Raw genomic sequence first — 21,592 nt, 5'->3', positions numbered from 1 at the left:
CCATGTCCGACTACCTGCTGCAAATGAACGGCATCGTCAAAAGCTTTGGCGGTGTCAACGCGCTGAACGGCATCGATATCAGGGTGCGGCCAGGGGAATGCGTTGGCCTGTGCGGCGAGAACGGTGCCGGCAAGTCCACCTTGATGAAGGTGCTGTCGGCGGTCTACCCGTACGGCACCTGGGAAGGTGAAATCCTTTGGGACGGGCAGCCGCTCAAGGCCCAGTCCATCAGCGAAACCGAGGCCGCCGGCATCGTGATCATCCACCAGGAACTGACCCTGGTGCCCGACCTGTCGGTGGCTGAAAACATCTTCATGGGCCACGAACTGACCTTGCCGGGTGGGCGCATGAACTACCCGGCGATGTTCCACCGCGCCGAAGCGCTGATGCGCGAGCTCAAGGTGCCGGACATGAACGTGGCGCTGCCCGTGTCGCAGTACGGCGGCGGCTACCAGCAACTGGTGGAAATCGCCAAGGCCCTGAACAAGCAGGCGCGACTGTTGATTCTCGACGAGCCGTCCTCGGCCCTGACCCGTTCGGAAATCGAGGTGCTGCTCGATATCATCCGTGGCCTCAAGGCCAAGGGCGTGGCCTGCGTGTACATCTCCCACAAGCTCGATGAAGTGGCGGCAGTGTGCGACACCATTGCGGTGATCCGCGACGGCAAGCACATCGCGACCACCGCCATGGCCGATATGGACATCGCGAAGATCATCACCCAGATGGTCGGCCGCGAGATGAGCAACCTCTACCCCACCGAGCCCCATGCGGTGGGCGAGGTGATTTTCGAGGCGCGCAACGTCACCTGCCATGATGTCGACAACCCCAAGCGCAAGCGTGTGGACGATGTGTCCTTTGTGCTCAAGCGTGGTGAAATCCTCGGCATCGCCGGGTTGGTGGGCGCCGGGCGCACGGAACTGGTGTCGGCGCTGTTCGGCGCCTATCCCGGCCGCTACAGCGCCGAGGTGTGGCTGTACGGCCAGGTGATCGACACACGCACGCCGCTCAAATCGATCCGCGCCGGGTTATGCATGGTGCCCGAGGATCGCAAGCGCCAAGGCATCATTCCCGACCTGGGCGTGGGCCAGAACATCACCCTGACGGTGCTCGACAGCTATGCGCACCGAACCCGCATTGATGCCGAAGCCGAACTGGGCAGCATCGACCAGCAGATCGCGCGCATGCACCTCAAGACCGCCAGCACGTTCCTGCCGATCACCAGCCTGTCCGGTGGCAACCAGCAAAAGGCCGTGCTGGCGAAAATGCTGATGGCCAAGCCCAAGGTGCTGATCCTCGACGAGCCCACACGGGGCGTGGACGTGGGTGCCAAATATGAGATCTACAAGTTGATGGGCGCGCTGGCGGCCGAAGGCGTGGCGATCATCATGGTGTCCTCGGAGCTGGCCGAAGTGCTCGGCGTTTCCGACCGCGTGCTGGTAATCGGCGACGGCCAATTGCGCGGTGACTTCATCAACGAGGGGCTCACCCAGGAACAAGTGCTCGCCGCTGCGCTCAGCCAACACAACAATAATGATCGGAAGACCGTGTAGATGAATCAGGTCAAACACCTTTTTACCCGCTACAAAATGCTCGCCCTGGTCATCGCCGTGGCGGTGATCTGGGTGTTTTTCAGCTGGCAGACCGAGGGCGGTTTCCTCACCCCGCGCAACCTGTCCAACTTGCTGAGGCAAATGTCGATCACCGGGATATTGGCGTGCGGCATGGTGCTGGTGATCATCAGCGGCGAGATCGATTTGTCGGTGGGCTCGTTGCTCGGGTTGCTGGGTGGGCTGGCGGCGATCCTGGATGTGGTTTATCACATTCCATTGCTGGCCAACTTGAGCCTGGTGGCGTTGTGCGGGTTGATGATCGGGCTGGCCAATGGGTACATGACCGCCTATTTGCGCATCCCTTCGTTCATTGTCGGCTTGGGCGGGATGCTGGCGTTTCGCGGTATTCTGCTGGGGATCACCGGCGGCACCACCATCGCGCCGGTGTCGCCTTCGCTGGTGTACGTGGGCCAGGGTTACCTGCCGCATTCGGTGGGGATCGGGCTGGGCGTGCTGTTGTTTTCACTGACCGTTTTCCTGACCTGGAAGCAGCGGCGCAATCGCGCGCTGCATGGGTTGGCGGCGCACTCGCTGGTACGTGACCTGGTGCGGGTGGCGGTGATCGGCGCCGTACTGGCGGGGTTTGTCACGACGCTCAACAGCTACGACGGGATTCCCGTCCCGGTCTTGCTTCTGCTGGTTTTATTGGGCGTATTCAGCTACGTCACCAGCCAGACCGTATTCGGCCGTCGCGTGTACGCGGTGGGCAGCAATATGGAAGCCACGCGCCTGTCGGGCATCAACGTACAGGCGGTGAAACTGTGGATCTTCGGCATCATGGGCGTGATGTGTGCCCTGGCCGGGTTGGTCAACACGGCTCGCCTGGCTGCCGGCTCACCGTCGGCGGGGAATATGGGTGAGCTGGATGCGATTGCAGCATGTTTTATTGGCGGTACGTCAATGCGCGGTGGTTCGGGTACGGTGTATGGCGCATTGCTCGGGGCCTTGGTGATCACCAGCCTGGACAATGGCATGTCGATGCTGGACGTGGACAGCTATTGGCAGATGATTGTGAAGGGCAGCATTCTGGTACTGGCGGTTTGGGTGGATGTGAGCACGCGGGCGGGTCGGCGATGAACCGCAGCGACGGCGTTGGATTGCGGGGGTGTGGCATTGGCTGGAGATTGCCAACACCACGGTGGAACGCTCTATCGAGCGCTTGAACCCCACACAAGCCACGGCCTGAACGCGAAAAAATGTGCGAGCGGGCTTGCCTGCGATAGCGCTGTATCCCTGCCAGACCTGCTGATCTGACACTGTGCTATCGCGGACAATCCCGCTCCCCCATTGGACCTAAGGTGTACTTAAATTACTTGGACACCGGCATCGCAAACTCGGCGCCCTGCTCGATGCTCTCCGACCAGCGCTGCATGATCGACTTCTGCTTGGTATAGAACCGCACACCTTCAGTGCCATACGCGTGCATGTCGCCAAACAGGCTCTTCTTCCAGCCGCCAAACCCGTGCCACGCCATCGGCACCGGAATCGGTACGTTGATGCCGACCATGCCCACTTCAATCCGCCGTGCAAATTCACGCGCGATGTTGCCGTCGCGGGTGAAGCAACTCACACCGTTACCGAATTCGTGAGCGTTGACCAGTTTGATCGCTTCGGCGAAGTCATTCACGCGCACGCACGCCAGAACCGGGCCGAAAATTTCTTCGCGGTAAATGCTCATCTCTTCAGTCACATGGTCGAACAACGTCGCCCCTAGCCAGAAGCCATTTTCCAGGCCCGGTTCGGTGGGTACATAGTCACGCCCGTCGAGCAGCAATTGCGCGCCGGCTTGTACGCCTTGTTCGATGTAGCCGCTGATGCGCTCCAGCGCCGCGCGGGACACGATCGGGCCCATCTCGGCCTTCAAATCACGGCCGTCGGTGATGCGCAGGTGCTTGGCACGCTCGGTCAGGGCGGCGATGACTTTGTCGCCCACATCGCCCACCAGCACCGCTACGGAGATGGCCATGCAACGCTCGCCAGCACTGCCGTAGGCGGCACCCATCAGGGCGTCGACGGTTTTTTCGATATCGGCGTCCGGCATCACCACCATGTGGTTTTTCGCGCCACCCAAGCCTTGCACGCGCTTGCCGTTGCGGGCGCCGGTTTCGTAGATGTACTGGGCAATCGGCGTGGAGCCGACAAAGCTCACCGCCTTGACGTCCGGGTGTTCGATCAGCGCGTCCACTGACTCCTTGTCGCCCTGCACCACGTTGAACACGCCTTTGGGCAAACCGGCTTCACGCAGCAACTCGGCCATGAACAGCGAGGCGCTCGGGTCGGTCGGGCTTGGCTTGAGGATGAACGTGTTGCCCGCCGCAATAGCGATCGGGTACATCCACATTGGCACCATCACCGGGAAGTTGAACGGCGTGACGCCGGCGACCACGCCCAGGGGCTGGCGCATTGTCCAATTGTCCATGCCGCGGGAAACCTGGTCGGAATGCTCACCCTTGAGCAGGTTGGGGATACCGCAGGCGAATTCGAGAATGTCGATGCCACGGTCGACTTCGCCCTGGGCGTCGGTGAAGACCTTGCCATGCTCGGCGACGATGATGCGCGCCAGGTCGTCCTTGCGCTCACGCAGCAGATGAAGGTATTCGAACAGCACACGGGCGCGACGGATCGGCGGCGTGTCGGCCCAACCGGCGAACGCGGCCTGGGCGGCGGCAACGGCTTCGGACACGGTCTGGCGACTGGCCAGGGCGACGCGACCGGTCTTTTCGCCGGTGGCCGGATTGAAGACGTCCTGATAGCGATCATCGCGGGACACGCGCTGGTCGTTGATGTAGTGCTCGATGGTGGTGGTCATGGCAGTAGATCCCAGGTGAGTAACAGTGAGGACCACGATAGGCTTTCGCTTTGTTCCAAACCAGAGCAGAATCCAGAACTTATTGTCCATCAATGCGAACAATACAATCATGGAAAAGGCCGAGATCGAAGGGCTGTGGACCCATATCCATTGGCTGTCGGTGCTGGAGGAACAAGGCACCTATACCGCTGCGGCGGCACGACTGGGCGTGAGCAAGTCCGCCGTGAGCCAGCGTATTTCCGACTTGGAAAAGGCCACCGGCACGCGCCTGGTGACGCGCACTACACGCAGTGTAAGGCTGACCGATGCGGGGCTTTCGTTGACCCGCGAAGTGCGCAGCGCCTATGAACAGATCGCCCGCAGTTTCTCGTCGGTGCGCGACTCGGTGGGAGAGATTCGCGGTCTGCTACGACTGACAGCGCCCGTGGCATTTGCCCGTCAGCAACTGGTGCCGCATCTGTCGGAGTTTTTGCAGCAATACCCGCAGGTACGCCTACAGCTCGACGTGTCGGATGCCCTGAGTTCACTGGCCGCCGAGGGCTACGACCTGGCCGTCCGCCACGGTTTCCAGGTGCCGGAAACCCATGTGGCGTGGAAGCTGTGCGACACCGGCTCGGTGCTGGTCGCCAGCCAGGACTACCTGCAACGTCACGGAGAACCCCGCGAACCTGGCGATCTGTCCGCGCATAACTGCCTGTTCTACCCTCGCGGCACCGATCAGCCCGCCTGGACCTTCGAGCGCGGCACTAAAAACGTCGAACGCCTCACCGTGCCCATCGCCGGCAGCTTCGCCACCAACAACAGCGAAGCCCTGCGCGACTCGGCGCTCAACCACCTGGGCATCGCCCTGCTGCCGGATTTCAGCGCCCACGCTGCCCTGTCCAGCGGCAAATTGGTGCAGGTGCTCAAGGGCTGGACGCTCAAGGGGGCGTTTGCCGATGAGATCTACCTGATCCGGCCGTACTCGCCACATGTGCCGAAAGCGGTGAGTGCGCTGGTCAGCTATTTGAAGGGGAAATTGTCCGGCGGGTTTCAATACAACGCCCACTGATTGCGCCAGCCCGCCGGGGCGCGGTGCCGGGCAGTCTGATGAATCGGAACCGGGGCAAGTGAGGCGCGTGCTTTTTTCTCGCGGGATATTGCTCGACAGAACTAAAAGTCCATAATGGACAAATAAGTTCACCCGCGGAGACACCCATGTCCAGCACACCCCACGTGATCCATCAGGCCCAGGCCCGCGAGCTGCTCGGCCAAATCGATGTGCCGTCTATCCTGCGCAAGTTGTTCCGTGACCTGGCGACCGGGCAAGCGGTGCAGCCGGCGCAGCAGCTCGTGGAGTTCCCGCAAGCGGCGGGCGACTTCATCAACTACCTGGGCGTGCTGGCCGAGGATGGGGTGTACGGGGTCAAGACTTCGCCCTATATCGTGCGTGAACAAGGCCCGCTGGTGACGGCTTGGACATTATTGATGTCGATGCAGACCGGCCAACCGTTGCTGCTATGCGATGCAGCCGAACTGACCACCGCCCGCACGGCCGCCACCACAGCCCTGGCAGTGGATGCATTGGCGCCTTTATCGGCGCGACGCTTGGCGATCATCGGCAGTGGCAAGGTGGCCCAGGCGCACCTGCATTATGTGAAAGGCTTCAGGGATTGGCAGCGCATCAGCGTGTTTTCACCCAGCCTGGCCAACGCATCCACCGATACCATCGCGCAACTCAAAGGCCTGGACCCACGCGTGGTCATCGCCAGCAGTTGCGAGGCGGCGGTGGAAGACGCCGATGTGATCCTGTTGTGTACGTCGTCGGCCGGACCGGTGCTCGACCCGGCGCGGTTGAGCAAGCCGGCACTGATCACGTCGATCAGCACCAACGCCCCACGCGCCCATGAAGTGCCGCCGCAACGCCTCAACACAATGCAGGTATTTTGCGACTATCGCCGGACCACCCCTGGCTCGGCCGGTGAAATGTTAATCGCAGCCGAACAATACGGTTGGGATCCGCGCGCAGTGGCCGGTGACCTGCCCGAATTGCTCAGCGAACAGGTACAGCGCCCGACCTACGAGCGCCCTGTGTTTTTCCGCTCCATCGGCCTGGGCCTGGAAGACATCGCACTGGCCAACGCCCTCTGGAGACAGCTATGAGCCACGCAGACTTCATCATCATCGGCGGCGGCATTGCCGGCGCGTCCACGGGGTTCTGGTTATCGCAGCACGGCAAAGTGCTGGTGCTGGAGCGCGAAAGCCACCCGGCCTATCACTCCACCGGGCGTTCGGCGGCGCTGTACACCGCCGCCTATGGCACCCCGCAGGTGCGGGCGCTGACCCTGGCCAGCCGTGAGTTTTTCGATAACCCGCCACCTGGTTTTTGCGAACATCCGTTACTCACGCCAAGGGGCGAAATGACGGTGGATTTCATTGGCGATGCGGTTGAGTTGAACGACCAGTACCTGAGCGCCAAGGCCACCGTGCCGCAGGTCGAACTGCTCAGCGCCGACGAAGCCTGTGCGAGACTGCCGATCCTGCGCCGCGAAAAAGTCCACGGCGCGTTGTATGACCCCACCGCCAGCGACATCGACACCGACGCTCTGCACCAGGGCTACCTGCGTGGCATCCGCCGCAACGGCGGCGAGGTACGCACCGACAGTCATGTGCTCGGTTTGAGCCGCGACGCCGACGGCATCTGGCAGGTACAGACCCAGGACGCGACCTGCACCGCGCCAGTCATCATCAACGCCGCCGGCGCCTGGGCCGACCACATCGGCGGGCTCGCCGGGGCCGCGTCCATCGGCTTGCAGCCCAAGCGGCGCTCGGCGCTGATCTTCGCCGGCCCCGAAGGGGTCGACAGCCACCACTGGCCAATGCTGGTGGCGCTGGACGAATCCTTCTACATGAAACCCGACGCCGGCATGTTCCTTGGCTCACCGGCCAATGCCGACCCGGTCGAACCCCAGGACATCCAGCCCGAAGAACTGGACATCGCCATGGGCATCTACCAGATCGAGGAAGCCACCACCCTGACCATCCGCCGTCCGACGCGAACCTGGGCCGGCCTGCGCAGCTTTGTGCACGACGGTGATCTGCTCTCAGGTTTTGACCCAAAGGTAGCGGGCCTGTTTTGGGTGGCGGCGCAAGGGGGGTTATGGCATTCAGACCTCGCCGGCCATGGGCCAGGCCAGTGCGGCACTGGTGCGCGGCGCCCCGCTGCCGGAGGCACTGACGCGGTTCGGCCTCGACGCTGGTATGCTCTCCCCTGCCCGCCTGGAGCCCCATTGATGAACACCGCTGAACAAGACAAGGTCATGCAGAACTTCCGTGCGATGGCCGACGCCATCGCTACCCTGTTTTTCCCCCACGCCGAAGCGGTGTTGCATGACCTGCGCTCGCAAAAAGTCGATTACATCGCCAACAACTTGTCCAAGCGCAGCATAGGCGATGATTCGGCGCTGGAGGACATGCTCAGCGACGATGTCAGCGATGTAAACATCGGCCCGTACGAAAAGCTCAACTGGGACGGTCAGAAAATCCGCAGCCTGAGTACCGTGCTGCATGACCACAAAGGCCGTCGACTGGCGGTACTGTGCATCAACCTGAATATTTCATTGTTTGAAAACGCCAAGGCGGCGCTGGACCTGTTTCTGTCACCGAGCAAACTGATCCCGCAACCAGACTCGCTGTTTCGCGATGACTGGCAGGAGCGCATCAATACCTTCCTGCATGCGTGGATGCGTGAGCGCCAGTTGAGCCTGAACCTGCTGACCCGTGACCACAAGCGCGAGCTGGTTCTGGCCCTGCATGCCGAAGGGGCGTTCAAGGGCAAGAGCGCGTCGAACTATGTGGCCAATGTGCTGGGCATGGGACGGGCGACGGTCTACAAACACCTGAAAGAGTTGAAGGGCTGATGGATTTACCCCTGTAGGAGCGAGCTTGCTCGCTCCTACAAAGGTCATCAATCGCCGTAGATGTCGGATTTGAAGTACTGCTGCGAAATCTTCTGGTACTCGCCACTGGCGCGAATGCCATCGATGGCCGCATTCAACTGGCCGACCAACTCCGTATTGCCCTTGCGCACCGCGATCCCTGCACCCTCGCCCACGTATTTCGGGTCCTTGAGTTCCGGGCCGACAAACGCATAGCCCTTGCCGCGTGGCATCTGCAGGAAGTCGTTCAGGGGAATGGTGTCGGCAAAGATCGCATCGAGGCGACCGGCTGCCAGGTCCATGTAGATCTCTTCATTATTGCTGTAGCGCTTGACGTTGATGCCCTTGGGCTCGAACACCTCGGTGGCATAACGGTCGGTGGTGGTGGCGCGCTGCACGCCGATCGTCTTGCCCTTGAGGCTGGCATATTGGTCATCCACCACGGCGCCCTCCTTCATCACCAGGCGCGATGACGTGAAGTAGTACTTGTGGGTGAAGTCCACCGACTTCTTGCGGTCTTCGTTGATGGTCATGGACGACAAGGCCATGTCGATTTTCTTCACCTTGAGGGAAGGAATCAGACCGTCGAACTCACCTTCTACCCACACGCACTTGACCTTCATCTGCGCGCACAGCGCATTGCCGATATCGTAGTCAAAGCCAACGATCTTGCCTTCCTCGGTCTTGGACGCGAATGGCGGGTAAGCCGCCTCGATGCCGATGCGCAGGGTTTTCTCGGCGGCCATCGCGTGGCTGGACGCAAGCAGGCCCAGGGCCAGGACGGTGATAAGGGAGCGCTTCTTCATGGTGGTGTTCTCGCAAGTTGTTGTTGGTTTGGCAGACCTGAAGAAAGAAACGAAGCCGTTAACTTTGTACTTATAATTCCATATTGGACTTTTACGTCTTTATCGTCAATCACGCCGCTTTGCGGTTCGACACCCATGACTTTTTTGCACAACGTACCGGTGTTTTTGAGCGTTCTGCTCTGATTTATGCGTGCCTATACTCGGTCCAGCCTCTCGGTTCAGCTGGGGGAGTCCCACAACAATAATTAAGGACAGCCACCATGACCCAGCCCTTCCTGGCCGCTCGGGATTTTCTGCTCGCTCACCGCACCGATTACGCCACCGCCGTACGGGATTTCCGTTGGCCGCAACTGGGCAAATTCAACTGGGCCCTGGACTATTTCGATGCGATGGCCGAAGGCAATCCGGCCGATGCGCTGTGGATCGTCGAGGAGGACGGCAGCGAGCAGCGTTACAGTTTCCAGCAACTGGCTGCGCGCTCCAATCAGGTGGCCAACCACCTACGCGCCCTCGGTGTAAACCGGGGTGATCGTGTGCTGCTGATGCTCGGCAACGATGTCGCGCTGTGGGACACCATGCTGGCTGCATTCAAGCTCGGCGCCGTGGTCATTCCCGCCACGGCGTTGCTGAACCCCGATGACCTGCGCGACCGTATCGAACGCGGCCAGGTTCGTCACGTGGTGGTCGGCGAAGCGCATGTGCACAAGTTCGCCGGCCTGGCTCAGGGTTGCAGCCGTATCTGCGTGGGTTCGGCGCCTGCCGGCTGGGTCGCGCACAACGCGGCTTTTGAATACCCCGAACAGTTTGAGGCGCAAGGCCGCACCCTGGCCACCGACCCAATGCTGCTGTACTTCACTTCCGGCACCACCTCCAAGCCGAAAATGGTGCTGCACAGCCACCAGAGCTATCCGGTCGGGCACTTGTCGACCATGTACTGGATCGGCCTGCAACCGGGCGACCTGCACCTGAATATCTCATCGCCAGGCTGGGCCAAGCATGCCTGGAGTTGCCTGTTCGCACCGTGGAATGCCGGTGCGTGCATCTTTATCCATAACGTCGCGCGATTCAGCGCGCCGGCCTTGCTCAGTGCCTTGGAACGCTACGGCGTAACCAGCCTGTGCGCGCCGCCGACGGTGTGGCGCATGCTGATCCAGGAAGACCTGGCCAGCTACAGACCGCGCCTGAGCCTGCGCGAGCTGGTGGGCGCGGGTGAGCCGCTGAACCCGGAAATCATCGAGCAGATCCAACAGGCCTGGGGCTTGCCGTTACGTGATGGTTTCGGCCAATCGGAAACCACTGCCCTGGTAGGCAACACGCCCGGCCAGTTGCTCAAGCCCGGTTCCATGGGGCGCCCGTTGCCGGGCTACCAGGTGGCCCTGCTCGACCCGGATGGCATTCCCGGCAACGAAGGCGAAGTCGCCCTGCCCCTGGACGTGCGCCCGCTCGGCCTGATGCTCTGCTACGAGGACAGCCCGGAGAAAACCGCCGAGGTCATGCGTGACGGCTACTACCGCACCGGCGACACCGCGCAGATCGACGCCGACGGCTACATCACCTTCGTCGGTCGCGCCGACGATGTGTTCAAGGCCTCCGACTACCGCATCAGCCCATTCGAACTGGAAAGCGCCTTGATCGAACACCCGGCCGTCATGGAAGTCGCCGTGGTGCCGAGCCCCGACCCGTTGCGCCTGGCGGTGCCCAAGGCATTCCTGATCCTGGCCCATGACGAACCCGGCAGCGCGGCGTTGGCCCAACATATTCTGGCCTTCGCCCGTGAGCATTTGGCGCCGTACAAGCGGGTGCGACGCATCGAGTTCGTCACCGAGCTGCCCAAGACCATATCCGGGAAGATTCGGCGGGTGGAACTGCGGCAAATGGAGGTGCTGCGGCGCCAGGGTGATACGCGGGGTGAGCATGAGCACTTCGAGGAAGACTTCGTGCGCCCAACCGCTGAATCGTAGTCGCACAATCCTGTTGAATACTTGCCTGATCCTCCGACTTATCGACTAATGGATAGATAGCCCTTGCGCGCTGGTCTAGAGTTCGACAATAAGCGGCCACTGCGTTCATGACTAAAACAGGCCGCACCTACCGTCGATCAGCAGGTGAGCCATGGAATTACGAATCAACCAAAAGGCCTATCAGGTCGATGCCGACGCGGACACGCCATTGCTGTGGGTGATCCGCGATGACCTGGGCCTGACTGGCACCAAGTATGGCTGTGGCCTGGCCCAGTGCGGCGCGTGTTCGGTACTGGTGGATGGCAACGTGGTGCGCTCCTGCGTCACCCCGGTGGCCGGGGTGGTCGGACGAGAAATCACCACCATCGAAGCGATTGAAACCGATGAAGTGGGCAAGCGTGTGGTCGCGACCTGGGTCGAGCATCAGGTGGCGCAATGCGGCTACTGCCAGTCCGGGCAAGTGATGGCGGCCACTGCGCTGCTCAAGCACACGCCGGCGCCCAGCAAGGCGCAGATCGACGCGGCGATGATCAACTTGTGCCGTTGCGGCACGTATAACGCCATCCATGCGGCTGTCGACGACCTGGCCAAGCAGGGGGGCGTCTGATGAACCTCATCAACGAACTGCTCGACGCGCCGGTAAACCTTTCGCGCCGCCGCTTTCTGGCGAGTACGGCCGTGGGTGCGCTGGTGATTGGTTTTGGCCTGCCACTGGGCGCGGGCCGGGTGCAAGCCGCCACCGCGGCTGAACGCGGCACCCAGGTGCCGGCGTTCCTGGAGATTCGTCCGGACGGCACCGTGCGCCTGCTCAGCCCCTTCATGGAAGGCGGGCAAGGCACGCACACCGCCATGGCGCAGATTGTCGGTGAAGAACTGGATGCCGACCCCGCGACGTTCATCGTCGAAGCCGCCCCGCCCGGCGAAGCCTATGTGGTGATGGAAAACGGCCTGCGCATCACCGGCGGCAGCATGTCGGTGCGCATGAGCTACCCGACCATGCGCCGCCTCGGCGCCCTGGCCCGTGCGATGCTGCTGCAGGCGGGCGCCAAACAATGGGGCGTACCGGTTGGCGAACTGACTACCCAGCCTGGCCGCGTGGTGCACGCGGCTTCCGGTCGTTCGCTGGGTTATGGCGAACTGGCCAGTAGCGCCCTCGACATGCCAGTGCCCGATCCCGCCAGCATCACCCTGCGCGACCCGAGCCAATTCCGCTGGATCGGCAAACCGGTCAAGCGCCTGGACGCCTACGACAAATCCACTGGCAAGGCGCTCTACAGCATCGACCTGAAAGTCGACAACATGCTTCACGCAGCCGTCCAGCATGCGCCACGCCTGGGCATGACCGTGGGCAGCCTGCGCAACCAGTCGCAGGTCGAAGACATGAAAGGCGTGCATTCGGTGCACGTGCTGCCCGGCGCAGTGGCCGTGGTGGCTGAACGCTGGTGGCATGCCAAGCGTGCGGTAGAAGCGATCCAGGTCGACTGGCAGGAGGCGGCTGCCGACTCGGCACTGCGCGTCATGCCGGCGGATTTTTCCAGCGACAAGCACCGTGAGTTCCTAGCGGCCCAACAGGGCCCGACCCGCGACGACGAGAACGAAGGTGACGTGGCCGGTGCGTTGAAAGGCGCCAAGACCCAGGTCGAGGCGACCTACCACAACCAATACCTCAACCACGCCCAGCTGGAGCCGCCGTCGGCCCTGGCGCGCTTCAACCCCGATGGCACGCTGGAAATCTGGCTGCCCAACCAGGCGCCGGACATGTTCCGCGCCGACATTGCCAAACGCACCGGCCTAGACCCTGCGCAAATCACCCTGCACTCGCCGCTACTCGGTGGTTTTTTCGGCCGGCACTTCCTGTATGACTCGGCTAACCCTTATCCGCAGGCCATTGCACTGGCCAAGGCGGTGGGCCGTCCGATCAAGCTGATCTGGAGCCGTGAGGAAGAGTTCCTGCGCGATGTACTGCGCCCACTGGCGGTGGTCAAGTTCCGTGCCGCGCTGGATGACAAAGGTCTACCGGTGGCCATCGAAGCGGTCAGTGCAACCGAAGGCCCGACCGAGGCACTCGCCGGCAAACAGGGCGATAAGATCGACCCCACGGCCGTTGAAGGGTTGTCGGGCAAGTCCTACGCGATCCCCAACAAACGCATCGCGCAGATCTACGTCAAAGGCGCACCGATGCTCGGTTACTGGCGCTCGGTGGGCAATTCGCTCAACGACTTTTTCTACGAGTCGTTCCTCGACGAACTGGCGGACAAGGGGGGGCATGATCCCTATGAGCTGCGCCTGCACCTGCTGCGCGACAACCCACGGCTGACCACGTTGCTGCAAGCGGCGGGTGAACTCTCCGGTGGCTGGAAGCGCGGCCCCTTTACCGCCGAGGACGGCACCCGGCGCGCACGCGGCGTGGCAATGGCTTCGCCGTTCGGTTCCCACACTGCGGCGATCGCGGAAGTGTCGATCGAGAATGGCAAGGTCAAGGTGCACGATATCTGGCAGGCCATCGACCCCGGCAGCATCGTCAACCCGGCGATTGTCGAGGCACAGGTCAACGGCGCCGTGGCGTTGGGCTTGTCCCAGACCTTATTGGAAGAAGCGGTCTACGTGGACGGCAAGCCCCGGGCGCGCAACTACGACCTTTACCCGATCCTGGCGCCTGCGCAGATGGCGCGGGTGCATGTGCGGGTGGTCGAGAGTGGCGAAAAAATGGGCGGTATCGGCGAGCCTCCATTGCCAGCCGTGGCACCGGCCGTGGCCAATGCGGTGGCACAGTTGACAGGCCAGCGCGTGCGCAGCCTGCCCTTGAGCCGACACACTTTCAGCTGACCTTCAGGAAACGCCCATGAACAACCGTCGATTCGCAAGAACCGCAGGCTGGCTGGCGCTGCCCTGCCTGGTCGCCGCAGGCCTGCTGGCCTGGTACGTCACCCGTGAACCGGCTACGCCGTTCGAACAGGAACAGGCGGGCGCCACCTTCGAACCCGCCCTGGTCAGCCGTGGCGAGTATGTTGCCCGTCTCAGCGACTGCGTGGCCTGCCACAGTCTGGCGGGCAAGGCACCGTTCGCCGGGGGCCTGGAAATGGCCACGCCGTTGGGGGCGATCCACGCCACCAACATCACGCCGGACAAATCCACGGGTATCGGCACCTACAGCCTGGCCGACTTCGACCGTGCGGTGCGCCATGGCGTAGCACCGGGCGGCCGCCGGCTGTATCCGGCCATGCCCTACCCGTCCTACGTGAAACTCAGCGATGACGACATAAAAGCGCTGTACGCGTTTTTCATGCAGGGCATAAAACCGGCCAACCAGCCGAATATCCCCAGTGATATTCCCTGGCCGCTGAATATGCGCTGGCCCATCGCGCTGTGGAATGGCGTGTTCGCCCCCACTGCGACTTACGCCGCCAAGCCCGACCAGGACGCCCTGTGGAACCGCGGCGCCTACATCGTCCAGGGCCCCGGCCACTGCGGCAGTTGCCACACGCCACGCGGCCTGGCCTTCAACGAAAAAGCCCTGGACGAAGCCGGCGCGCCGTTCCTCGCCGGCGCCCTGCTCGATGGCTGGTACGCACCCAGCCTGCGCCAGGACCCCAACACAGGGCTGGGCCGTTGGAGCGAACCGCAGATCGTGCAGTTCCTCAAGACCGGGCGCAACGCCCATGCAGTGGTCTACGGCTCGATGACCGAAGCCTTCAACAACTCCACGCAGTTCATGCAGGACGACGACCTGGCGGCCATCGCCCGCTATCTCAAGTCATTGCCCGGCGACCCGCAGCGCGACGGCGCCCCCTGGCAGTATCAGGCGGTGGCAGCGGTGCAAGACGCCCCCGGCGCCCACACTTACGCAACCCGCTGCGCCTCCTGCCATGGCCTCGACGGCAAGGGCCAGCCCGAGTGGATGCCCCCCCTCGCCGGGGCCACCTCGGCGCTGGCGAAGGAAAGCGCCTCGGCGATCAACATCACCCTCAACGGCTCGCAACGCGTGGTGGCGTCTGGCGTGCCGGATGCCTACCGCATGCCGGCGTTCCGTGAGCAACTGTCCGACACGGAAATCGCCGAGGTGTTGAGCTACGTGCGTAGCACCTGGGGCAACAACGGGGGCGCGGTTGACGCCAACGCGGTGGGCAAGCTGCGCGGGCACACCGACCCGGCGAGCAGCAGCCCGATCATCCTGCACATGCGCTGAGTTCAGGACTTCAGGTTTTTCACACTGGCAAACGTTGCCTCGCCCCGCGCCTGCTCCATTACATTCATGGGCACGGGGGTAGGCAACGCGTGCATCACCGGCTTGATCACGATGGCTCGCTCGCTGTCGGTGATCGAGCGTTCGTCACTGGGCGGCACGCCGAAGTACTCGCGGTAGCACTTGGAGAAATGCGGCGTGGACACAAAGCCGCAAAGCACCGCCAACTCCACGATGGAAATGGGCGTCTGCTTGAGCAACTGCCGCGCACGGATCAGCCGCAGCCGCAGGTAATAGCGCGAAGGCGAACAGTGCAGGTATTTCTGGAACATGCGCTCAAGCTGGCGACGGGACAACGCGACATACGCGGCCAGCTCATCCAGGTTGATCGGCTCCTCCAGGTTGGCCTCCATCAACGCCACGATTTCCTGCAACTTGGGCTGCTGGGTGCCGAGCATGTGCTTGAGGGGCACGCGCTGATGGTCCTGCTCGTTACGAATCCGTTCGTACACAAACATGTCGGAGATGGCCGCTGACAGCTCGTGCCCGTGATCACGACCAATCAGGTGCAGCATCATGTCCAAGGGCGCCGTGCCGCCCGAGCTGGTGAGACGGTCACGGTCAAGGCTGAACAGACTGGAGCTGACGGTGACCCGTGGAAAGGCCTCCTGCATGGCCGCCAACCATTCCCAATGCACACTGCATTCATAGCCATCCAGCAAGCCGGCCCGTGCCAACACAAAGCTACCGGTGCAGATACCGCCCAGTCGCTTGGCGTAACGCGCCTGGCCGCGCAACCACTTGACCAGTTCGCCGGTCACAGTGCCCTGGATGCCAATGCCACCACAGACAATCACAATGTCGGCCGGCGGCACGCTGAATATCGAACCCTCTGGGGTGATGGGCACACCGTCACTGGCCCACACGGGGTTACCGTCCGAACTCGCGGTGTGCCACTTGTAGAGCTCCTGGCCCGACAGCTGGTTGGCCATGCGCAAGGGTTCGACCGCCGAAGCCAGTGACATCAGGGTGAACTGGTCCAGCAGCAGGAACACGATGCTGCTTACAGGGCGGCCACTCATAGCTGTGAGGCTGCGCCCACTGTTTTTTGCGTGCGTTCCGGCTGTCGTGCAGTCAGCAAACCGACCAGGGAAATCACCAGGGCCAGGCCGATGGTCGATGACACTTCAAATCGGTGTTCAGGCGTTACCAGCATCACCGTCAATGCGGCACAGATGAACGCGATGACCAGCCAGGTCAGCCAGGGAAACAGCCACATCTGGAAGGTCAACGTGACGTTGCGCTGGCGCAGGATCTTGCGCATGCGCAACTGGGACACGGCGATCACCAGGTACACCAGCAAGGCGATGGCACCCGAACTGGCCAGCAGGAACTGGAACAACCCGGCCGGCGCGAAGTAACTGAACAGGGTTACGCCCGCGCCCAGGATGGTGCTGGCAATCACCGCAGCCCGCGGCACACTGGCCGCCGAGGTTTTCTTCATCAGTGCGGGTGCATCCCCACGCTTGCCCAGGGAAAACAGCATGCGCGAGGCAATGTAGATGGAGGAATTCATGCAACTGGCCACGGCGATCAACACCACCACGTCAACCAGCAACTTGGCGTGGGGAATGTTCATCAGTTCCAGTGCACGCTGGTAAGACCCGACCGACGCCAGCAACGGGTCATTCCATGGCACTACGGAAATCACCACGAAGATCGACAGCAGGTAGAAGACACCGATGCGCCACATCACCGAGCGCGTGGCCCGGGCGATGTTCTGCGCGGGGTTGCTGGACTCGGCCGCCGCGATGGTGACCGCCTCCGTGCCGATAAAACTGAACATGATGGTGATGAAGGCCCCGACCACCGCCGACAGCCCGTTGGGCGCGAACCCACCGTGTTCCTCCATCAACCGACTCAACCCGCTGACCTCCCGCTCGGGAATCCAGCCCATCAGCACCGCAAAGCCTAGGCCGATGAAAGCGATGATCGCAATGACCTTGGCCATGGCGAACCAGAACTCGAACTCGCCGTATTTGGACACGCTGAACAAATTGGTGACCACCAACAAAAAGATCGACAACAAGGCAAACAGCCAAGCGTCGATCTGCGGGAACCACTGGTTGAGGATATGCCCGGCGGCCAGGGCCTCGATAGGGATCACCAGCACCCAGAACCACCAGTACAACCAACCGATGGTGAACCCGGCCCAGCGACCGATGGCCTGGTCGGCATAGGTCGAGAAAGACCCGGTGTCAGGATTGGCCACCGCCATCTCCCCCAGCATGCGCATCACCAGCACCACCAGTGTGCCGGAGAACAGATAAGCCAGGAGTACCGCCGGCCCCGCCGCCGCAATCGCATGCCCGGAACCGACAAACAACCCCGCACCGATAATGCCTGCGATGGAAAGCATGGTCACATGACGCGGCTTGAAGCCTTGCGCCAACTGGCCGTTGGAATCGTTGGAATTCAGGCTATTCATTGTTTTTGTTGTTCTCGGTGATCGACGTTAGGGCGTACTGACTGAAGAGTCAGGCGATCATCATTTCTTAATGATGGGTCACCTTACGCGGCCTGACTTCATCGAAAATAGCCTGGGAGCGGCATAGATTGGTCTGATATCGACATGAGGCTGCGCAAAAGCCAGAAGGCAACGTTGGAAAGGAAGGGTGTTTCCAGGTCAGCAACCCATGGAGTAGGCTCTGTCAAAGCAGCACTCCAACACTGGCAGGACGCTTCCAATGCCTAACGACAGCAACCACGCGAAAGATCCCATTCGCCAAGCCACACCCGACGACGTGCGTGCCCTGATCGAACTGGACACCTACGCAACCGCTCACACCCATCGTCGCGTGTTCATCCACGATGCTGTGATTCGCCAACAATGCCTGGTTGCCGTCGACACCGCTGGCCGATGCGCCGGTTACCTGGTGCTGACCCATGACTTTTTCGATCACGGCTTTGTGGCGCTGGTCGTCGTGTCGCCGGCGCACCAGCGTCGAGGTGTGGCGCTGCGATTGCTGGCCGCGGCACAGGCGGCATGCAAGACGCCCAAGCTGTTTGCGTCGACCAATGCGTCAAACACCGCAGCCCAGGCGCTGCTTGCCAAGGCTGGATTCGTGCCGAGCGGGCAGATCGACAACCTGGACGACCACGACCCTGAGCAGGTGTATGTGAAATTTATCCAACCCCTGTGATTGCGTTTCCCATCGGCTCCACGCCCCCTCCATCGAACCTCCCGTAAAACTCCACCCCCCTTGTGCACACCGGCGCCTCCCAAAACAGCGACAACGTTGCCACCGCAGACCGCGCGCTCTACTGCGAGTTTGATCGAGCCTGGCTTAAATGCGCATGGCCGGAAAAAAACTGCCCTCTCCATCATTCCTCCACAAAACCTCCCATGAATGCGCACGTTGGTTGCGCACAATCAGGTTCATCACAGTGCCCCCTTGAACGGGTCACACGGAGAACCCCATGATTCCAGCCCTGTACGTCGCAAAAACCGGCTTGTCGGCCCAGGACACCCAGCTGACGACCATTTCCAACAACCTGGCGAACGTCTCGACCACCGGTTTCAAACGCGACCGTGCCGAGTTCCAGGACTTGCTGTATCAGATCAAGCGCCAGCCGGGCGCGCAGTCGACGCAGGACAGTGCATTGCCGTCAGGACTGCAACTGGGCACCGGCGTACAGATCGTCGGCACCCAGAAGAACTTCAGCGCCGGCAGCCTGCAGACCACCGGGCAACCGCTGGACCTGGCCGTTAATGGCCGAGGGTTCTTCCAAGTGCTGCAGCCGGACGGCACCACCGGCTACACTCGTGACGGCACCTTCCACCTGAATGCCAATGGCCAGGTGGTCACCGCCAGCGGGTTCGCCCTGGAGCCCGCCGTTGTGGTGCCGGACAACGCCAAGACCTTCACCGTCGGCCAGGACGGCACGGTGTCCATCACTCTGGCCGGCAACTCCGCGGCGCAAGTGATCGGCAACCTGCAGACCGCCGACTTCATCAACCCGGCTGGTTTGCAGGCAATCGGCAACAACCTGTTCCTGGAAACCGCGTCCAGTGGCGCGCCCCAAGTCGGTACGCCGGGGCTCAACGGCTTTGGCACCACGTTGCAGCGCGCCCTGGAGACTTCGAACGTGAGCACGGTTGAAGAGATGGTCAATATGATCACCACGCAGCGGGCCTACGAGATGAATTCCAAAGTGATTTCCACCGCCAACCAGATGTTGGGCGCCCTTACCCAGAAGCTATGATCAACACCTGACAGCGTGGGCCATGGAGCGGCAATCACGACAAGGCCTCTTCACCGAGCAGACTATGAACGATTACCCCGTTGCATCGACACCCCGTCCCAACAGCATCCGAGAGAACCAGGCCTTGGTGCTGATCGCCGAAGACGAGCCCGAGATCGCGGATATCCTCATCGCCTATCTCAAGCGCAGCGGCTTCCGTACCGCCCACGCCCTTGATGGCCGGCGCGCGCTGGAACTGCACCTGAGCCTCAAGCCAGACCTGATGCTGCTGGATGTGCTGATGCCCCATGTCGATGGCTGGCAAGTCCTGGCCGAAGTGCGCCATCGCGGCAACACGCCGGTGATCATGCTGACCGCACAGGACCAGGACATGGACAAGTTGATGGGTTTGCGTATCGGCGCCGATGACTACATCGTCAAGCCGTTCAACCCGGCCGAGGTGGTGGCCCGCACCCAGGCGGTGCTGCGGCGCTCCGTCAACTACACATCCGGTGTCAGCGCCAGCGTGTTGCGGGTGGATGGGTTTGAGATCGATATCGAGAGCCATCAGGTCACGGTGAACATCTCGGGCAACGCCCTGCCGCTGCTGCTGACCGTCACCGAGTTCAAACTGCTGGCCCAGTTGGCCCGAGCGCCGAAACGCGTGTTCAGCCGCGCGGAATTGTTGGCGCTGTGCTCGCCGGAAAGCGACAGCCTGGAACGTACAGTCGACAGCCATATCAGCAAGTTGCGCCGCAAGATCGAAGACCTTGGGCTGCAAGGCGTGCCGGCGAGCATTCGCGGGGTGGGTTATCGGTTCGGGAGTGGCGCGTGAAACTATTCAATGGTTTGAGCCGCCAGATCATCTTGTCCATGTCGGTCGTGGTGCTGTGCGTGGTCGCCCTGGCAGTGATCGGCTCCTATGTGTTCTACGCCCTGCTTTGGACCTACTGGCCACTTCCGGACGAGCAGGTCGACGAGTGGATGCCGGCCAATGCCGAATGGGCGTGGATGGGCTTGACCACCTGCGTCAGCCTGGCCGTCGGCGCATTTGTCGCCACCAAGTTGTCGCGGCGCATCCTGATGCCATTGAACTCGGTGGCCGAGAACCTGCGCAAGCTGGCGGACGGCGATCTCGATGTGCAAGCCGTGGCCGGCGACGAGTCCATCGGTGAGGCGGCTATTTTGGTGAATGACTTCAACAGCATGGCCCAACGCTTGAAACGTATGGCACAGGAACAAGCATTCTGGAATGCAGCCATTGCCCATGAACTGCGCACGCCACTGACCATCCTGCGCGGTCGCCTGCAAGGCTTGGCCGAGGGGGTGTTCGAGCCGGACACGGCGCAATTCTACAGCCTGCTTGGGCAGGTCGAAGGGCTGGCACGGATGATCGAGGATTTGCGCGTGGTCGGTCTGGGGGACAGCGGCTACCTGGAAGTCAACGTGCAAGACGCCGACCTCGCCGCAGGGGTTGAGGACGATGTGCGGCTGTTCGAACCCAGCCTGGCCGCTGCTGGTTTTACCCTGCAACTGGACCTACAACGCCGCACCCTGCGCTGCGACCCTGCACGGATTCGCCAGGCCTTGCTGGCCCTGCTGGACAACGTGCGTCGGCACGCGACACCTGGCAACGTCAATGTGCACCTGAGCACGCGCGACGGCGTTCACTACCTGAGGGTACGCGACGACGGCCCTGGCATTGATGAGGATTTTGCGACGCACCTGTTCGAAGCCTTCCAGCGCGGCGAAAACTCTCGCTCACGCGCCCAGGGCGGCAGTGGCCTGGGCCTGGCGGTGGTGCGCGCGATTGCCATTGCCCATGGTGGCGCGGTGACGTGTCGAAAAATGGAAAACGGCGGAACGCTGTTCGAACTCAGTTGGAACCTTTGAGTAAACCCGGCCCGTCATGCACATCTTTTCCAGGCTGTTCAGACCCATTCAACGCTATCGATGCTTTGTCCTGTTGGACGCCGAATGTATGTGCATTGCGTTCAAAAGCTGCATCGCAGCACCTCAAAGCGGGCATTGGATAGAAGTTGACCGCATCAACTTGTCGTG

General features: G+C 62.0%; 17 protein-coding genes and 1 pseudogene. 14 read left to right on the top strand and 4 right to left on the bottom strand.

Annotated elements, in window-relative coordinates; genetic code table 11:
* Positions 1-2: 2 nt before the first annotated feature.
* Complete coding sequence (gene xylG / locus AB4N92_RS22985; protein ID WP_236266788.1) at positions 3-1,550, top strand: D-xylose ABC transporter ATP-binding protein; 1,548 nt, start codon at positions 3-5, stop codon at positions 1,548-1,550.
* On the top strand, positions 1,551-2,687 hold the full coding sequence (locus AB4N92_RS22980; RefSeq protein ID WP_010211235.1) for a sugar ABC transporter permease: 1,137 nt from the start codon (positions 1,551-1,553) through the stop codon (positions 2,685-2,687). It begins immediately after the preceding gene.
* 232 nt (positions 2,688-2,919) lie between these two features.
* Here the strand turns inward: AB4N92_RS22980 and AB4N92_RS22975 are convergent, their stop codons facing one another.
* Complete coding sequence (locus tag AB4N92_RS22975) at positions 2,920-4,419, bottom strand: CoA-acylating methylmalonate-semialdehyde dehydrogenase (RefSeq protein ID WP_010211236.1); 1,500 nt, start codon at positions 4,417-4,419, stop codon at positions 2,920-2,922.
* Between the two features lie 109 nt (positions 4,420-4,528).
* On the opposite strand from AB4N92_RS22975, the gene AB4N92_RS22970 reads away from it, so the two are divergent.
* The 4 genes and pseudogenes from AB4N92_RS22970 (at position 4,529) to AB4N92_RS22955 (ending at position 8,318) form a co-directional block, all read left to right on the top strand.
* Positions 4,529-5,470: a LysR family transcriptional regulator gene (locus AB4N92_RS22970; protein ID WP_010211237.1), complete on the top strand. Its 942-nt coding sequence runs from the start codon at positions 4,529-4,531 to the stop codon at positions 5,468-5,470.
* 146 nt (positions 5,471-5,616) lie between these two features.
* On the top strand, positions 5,617-6,561 hold the full coding sequence (locus tag AB4N92_RS22965) for an ornithine cyclodeaminase family protein (protein ID WP_154847296.1): 945 nt from the start codon (positions 5,617-5,619) through the stop codon (positions 6,559-6,561).
* Positions 6,558-7,692 (top strand): annotated as a pseudogene (locus AB4N92_RS22960) (NAD(P)/FAD-dependent oxidoreductase). Before AB4N92_RS22965 ends, AB4N92_RS22960 begins: the two are co-directional and overlap by 4 nt.
* Positions 7,692-8,318 (top strand): helix-turn-helix transcriptional regulator, encoded by a 627-nt coding sequence (locus AB4N92_RS22955; RefSeq protein WP_010211240.1) that lies wholly within the window; start codon positions 7,692-7,694, stop codon positions 8,316-8,318. The pseudogene AB4N92_RS22960 and the gene AB4N92_RS22955 overlap by 1 nt, the downstream one beginning before the upstream one ends.
* Positions 8,319-8,365: 47 nt before the next feature.
* Here the strand turns inward: AB4N92_RS22955 and AB4N92_RS22950 are convergent, their stop codons facing one another.
* Positions 8,366-9,142 carry an ABC transporter substrate-binding protein gene (locus AB4N92_RS22950; RefSeq protein ID WP_010211241.1) on the bottom strand — a complete coding sequence of 259 codons (777 nt, stop codon included), beginning with the start codon at positions 9,140-9,142 and terminating at the stop codon, positions 8,366-8,368.
* Between the two features lie 260 nt (positions 9,143-9,402).
* On the opposite strand from AB4N92_RS22950, the gene AB4N92_RS22945 reads away from it, so the two are divergent.
* From AB4N92_RS22945 to AB4N92_RS22930, 4 genes are all read left to right on the top strand, one after another.
* The gene (locus AB4N92_RS22945; RefSeq protein ID WP_236266789.1) at positions 9,403-11,103 is read left to right on the top strand and encodes an AMP-binding protein; all 1,701 of its coding nucleotides are present in this window, start codon (positions 9,403-9,405) and stop codon (positions 11,101-11,103) included.
* A 151-nt stretch (positions 11,104-11,254) separates the two neighbouring features.
* Complete coding sequence (locus AB4N92_RS22940) at positions 11,255-11,710, top strand: (2Fe-2S)-binding protein (RefSeq protein ID WP_010211243.1); 456 nt, start codon at positions 11,255-11,257, stop codon at positions 11,708-11,710.
* On the top strand, positions 11,710-13,929 hold the full coding sequence (locus AB4N92_RS22935; protein ID WP_236266790.1) for a xanthine dehydrogenase family protein molybdopterin-binding subunit: 2,220 nt from the start codon (positions 11,710-11,712) through the stop codon (positions 13,927-13,929). Before AB4N92_RS22940 ends, AB4N92_RS22935 begins: the two co-directional genes overlap by 1 nt.
* Positions 13,930-13,945: 16 nt before the next feature.
* Positions 13,946-15,289, top strand: coding sequence for a c-type cytochrome (locus AB4N92_RS22930; RefSeq protein ID WP_010211245.1), 1,344 nt, complete (start codon positions 13,946-13,948; stop codon positions 15,287-15,289).
* Positions 15,290-15,291: 2 nt separating this feature from the next.
* Here the strand turns inward: AB4N92_RS22930 and gbdR are convergent, their stop codons facing one another.
* Together gbdR and gabP are read right to left on the bottom strand one after the other, a co-directional pair.
* The gene (gene gbdR / locus AB4N92_RS22925) at positions 15,292-16,368 is read right to left on the bottom strand and encodes a choline metabolism transcriptional regulator GbdR (RefSeq protein ID WP_010211246.1); all 1,077 of its coding nucleotides are present in this window, start codon (positions 16,366-16,368) and stop codon (positions 15,292-15,294) included.
* A complete protein-coding gene (gene gabP, locus AB4N92_RS22920; protein WP_010211247.1) occupies positions 16,365-17,774 on the bottom strand; it encodes a GABA permease in 1,410 nt (469 codons plus the stop codon). Before gabP ends, gbdR begins: the two co-directional genes overlap by 4 nt.
* A gap of 259 nt (positions 17,775-18,033) precedes the next feature.
* On the opposite strand from gabP, the gene AB4N92_RS22915 reads away from it, so the two are divergent.
* The 4 genes from AB4N92_RS22915 to AB4N92_RS22900 all read left to right on the top strand — a co-directional run bounded on the left by AB4N92_RS22915 (position 18,034) and on the right by AB4N92_RS22900 (position 21,424).
* On the top strand, positions 18,034-18,489 hold the full coding sequence (locus AB4N92_RS22915; RefSeq protein WP_010211248.1) for a GNAT family N-acetyltransferase: 456 nt from the start codon (positions 18,034-18,036) through the stop codon (positions 18,487-18,489).
* Positions 18,490-18,766: 277 nt separating this feature from the next.
* Entirely contained in the window at positions 18,767-19,552 is a 786-nt protein-coding gene (gene flgG / locus AB4N92_RS22910; protein ID WP_042571506.1) for a flagellar basal-body rod protein FlgG, read from the top strand.
* 64 nt (positions 19,553-19,616) lie between these two features.
* On the top strand, positions 19,617-20,366 hold the full coding sequence (locus tag AB4N92_RS22905) for a response regulator (RefSeq protein WP_010211250.1): 750 nt from the start codon (positions 19,617-19,619) through the stop codon (positions 20,364-20,366).
* Positions 20,363-21,424, top strand: coding sequence for an ATP-binding protein (locus tag AB4N92_RS22900; RefSeq protein WP_021493360.1), 1,062 nt, complete (start codon positions 20,363-20,365; stop codon positions 21,422-21,424). Before AB4N92_RS22905 ends, AB4N92_RS22900 begins: the two co-directional genes overlap by 4 nt.
* Positions 21,425-21,592 lie beyond the last annotated feature (168 nt).

It is taken from the genome of Pseudomonas sp. S3_A09 (assembly GCF_054668065.1).
This window is presented reverse-complemented; position numbering and strand designations above follow the sequence as displayed.

Excerpts from the sequence above, each read along its gene's own strand:
- flgG (WP_042571506.1), top strand. The coding sequence starts at position 18,767 with ATGATTCCAGCCCTGTACGTCGCAAAAACCGGCTTGTCGGCCCAGGAC.
- gabP (WP_010211247.1), bottom strand. The coding sequence starts at position 17,774 with ATGAATAGCCTGAATTCCAACGATTCCAACGGCCAGTTGGCGCAAGGC.
- xylG (WP_236266788.1), top strand. The coding sequence starts at position 3 with ATGTCCGACTACCTGCTGCAAATGAACGGCATCGTCAAAAGCTTTGGC.
- gbdR (WP_010211246.1), bottom strand. The coding sequence starts at position 16,368 with ATGAGTGGCCGCCCTGTAAGCAGCATCGTGTTCCTGCTGCTGGACCAG.
- AB4N92_RS22980 (WP_010211235.1), top strand. The coding sequence starts at position 1,551 with ATGAATCAGGTCAAACACCTTTTTACCCGCTACAAAATGCTCGCCCTG.
- AB4N92_RS22930 (WP_010211245.1), top strand. The coding sequence starts at position 13,946 with ATGAACAACCGTCGATTCGCAAGAACCGCAGGCTGGCTGGCGCTGCCC.
- AB4N92_RS22940 (WP_010211243.1), top strand. The coding sequence starts at position 11,255 with ATGGAATTACGAATCAACCAAAAGGCCTATCAGGTCGATGCCGACGCG.
- AB4N92_RS22955 (WP_010211240.1), top strand. The coding sequence starts at position 7,692 with ATGAACACCGCTGAACAAGACAAGGTCATGCAGAACTTCCGTGCGATG.
- AB4N92_RS22965 (WP_154847296.1), top strand. The coding sequence starts at position 5,617 with ATGTCCAGCACACCCCACGTGATCCATCAGGCCCAGGCCCGCGAGCTG.
- AB4N92_RS22975 (WP_010211236.1), bottom strand. The coding sequence starts at position 4,419 with ATGACCACCACCATCGAGCACTACATCAACGACCAGCGCGTGTCCCGC.
- AB4N92_RS22945 (WP_236266789.1), top strand. The coding sequence starts at position 9,403 with ATGACCCAGCCCTTCCTGGCCGCTCGGGATTTTCTGCTCGCTCACCGC.
- AB4N92_RS22915 (WP_010211248.1), top strand. The coding sequence starts at position 18,034 with ATGCCTAACGACAGCAACCACGCGAAAGATCCCATTCGCCAAGCCACA.
- AB4N92_RS22970 (WP_010211237.1), top strand. The coding sequence starts at position 4,529 with ATGGAAAAGGCCGAGATCGAAGGGCTGTGGACCCATATCCATTGGCTG.
- AB4N92_RS22905 (WP_010211250.1), top strand. The coding sequence starts at position 19,617 with ATGAACGATTACCCCGTTGCATCGACACCCCGTCCCAACAGCATCCGA.
- AB4N92_RS22950 (WP_010211241.1), bottom strand. The coding sequence starts at position 9,142 with ATGAAGAAGCGCTCCCTTATCACCGTCCTGGCCCTGGGCCTGCTTGCG.
- AB4N92_RS22935 (WP_236266790.1), top strand. The coding sequence starts at position 11,710 with ATGAACCTCATCAACGAACTGCTCGACGCGCCGGTAAACCTTTCGCGC.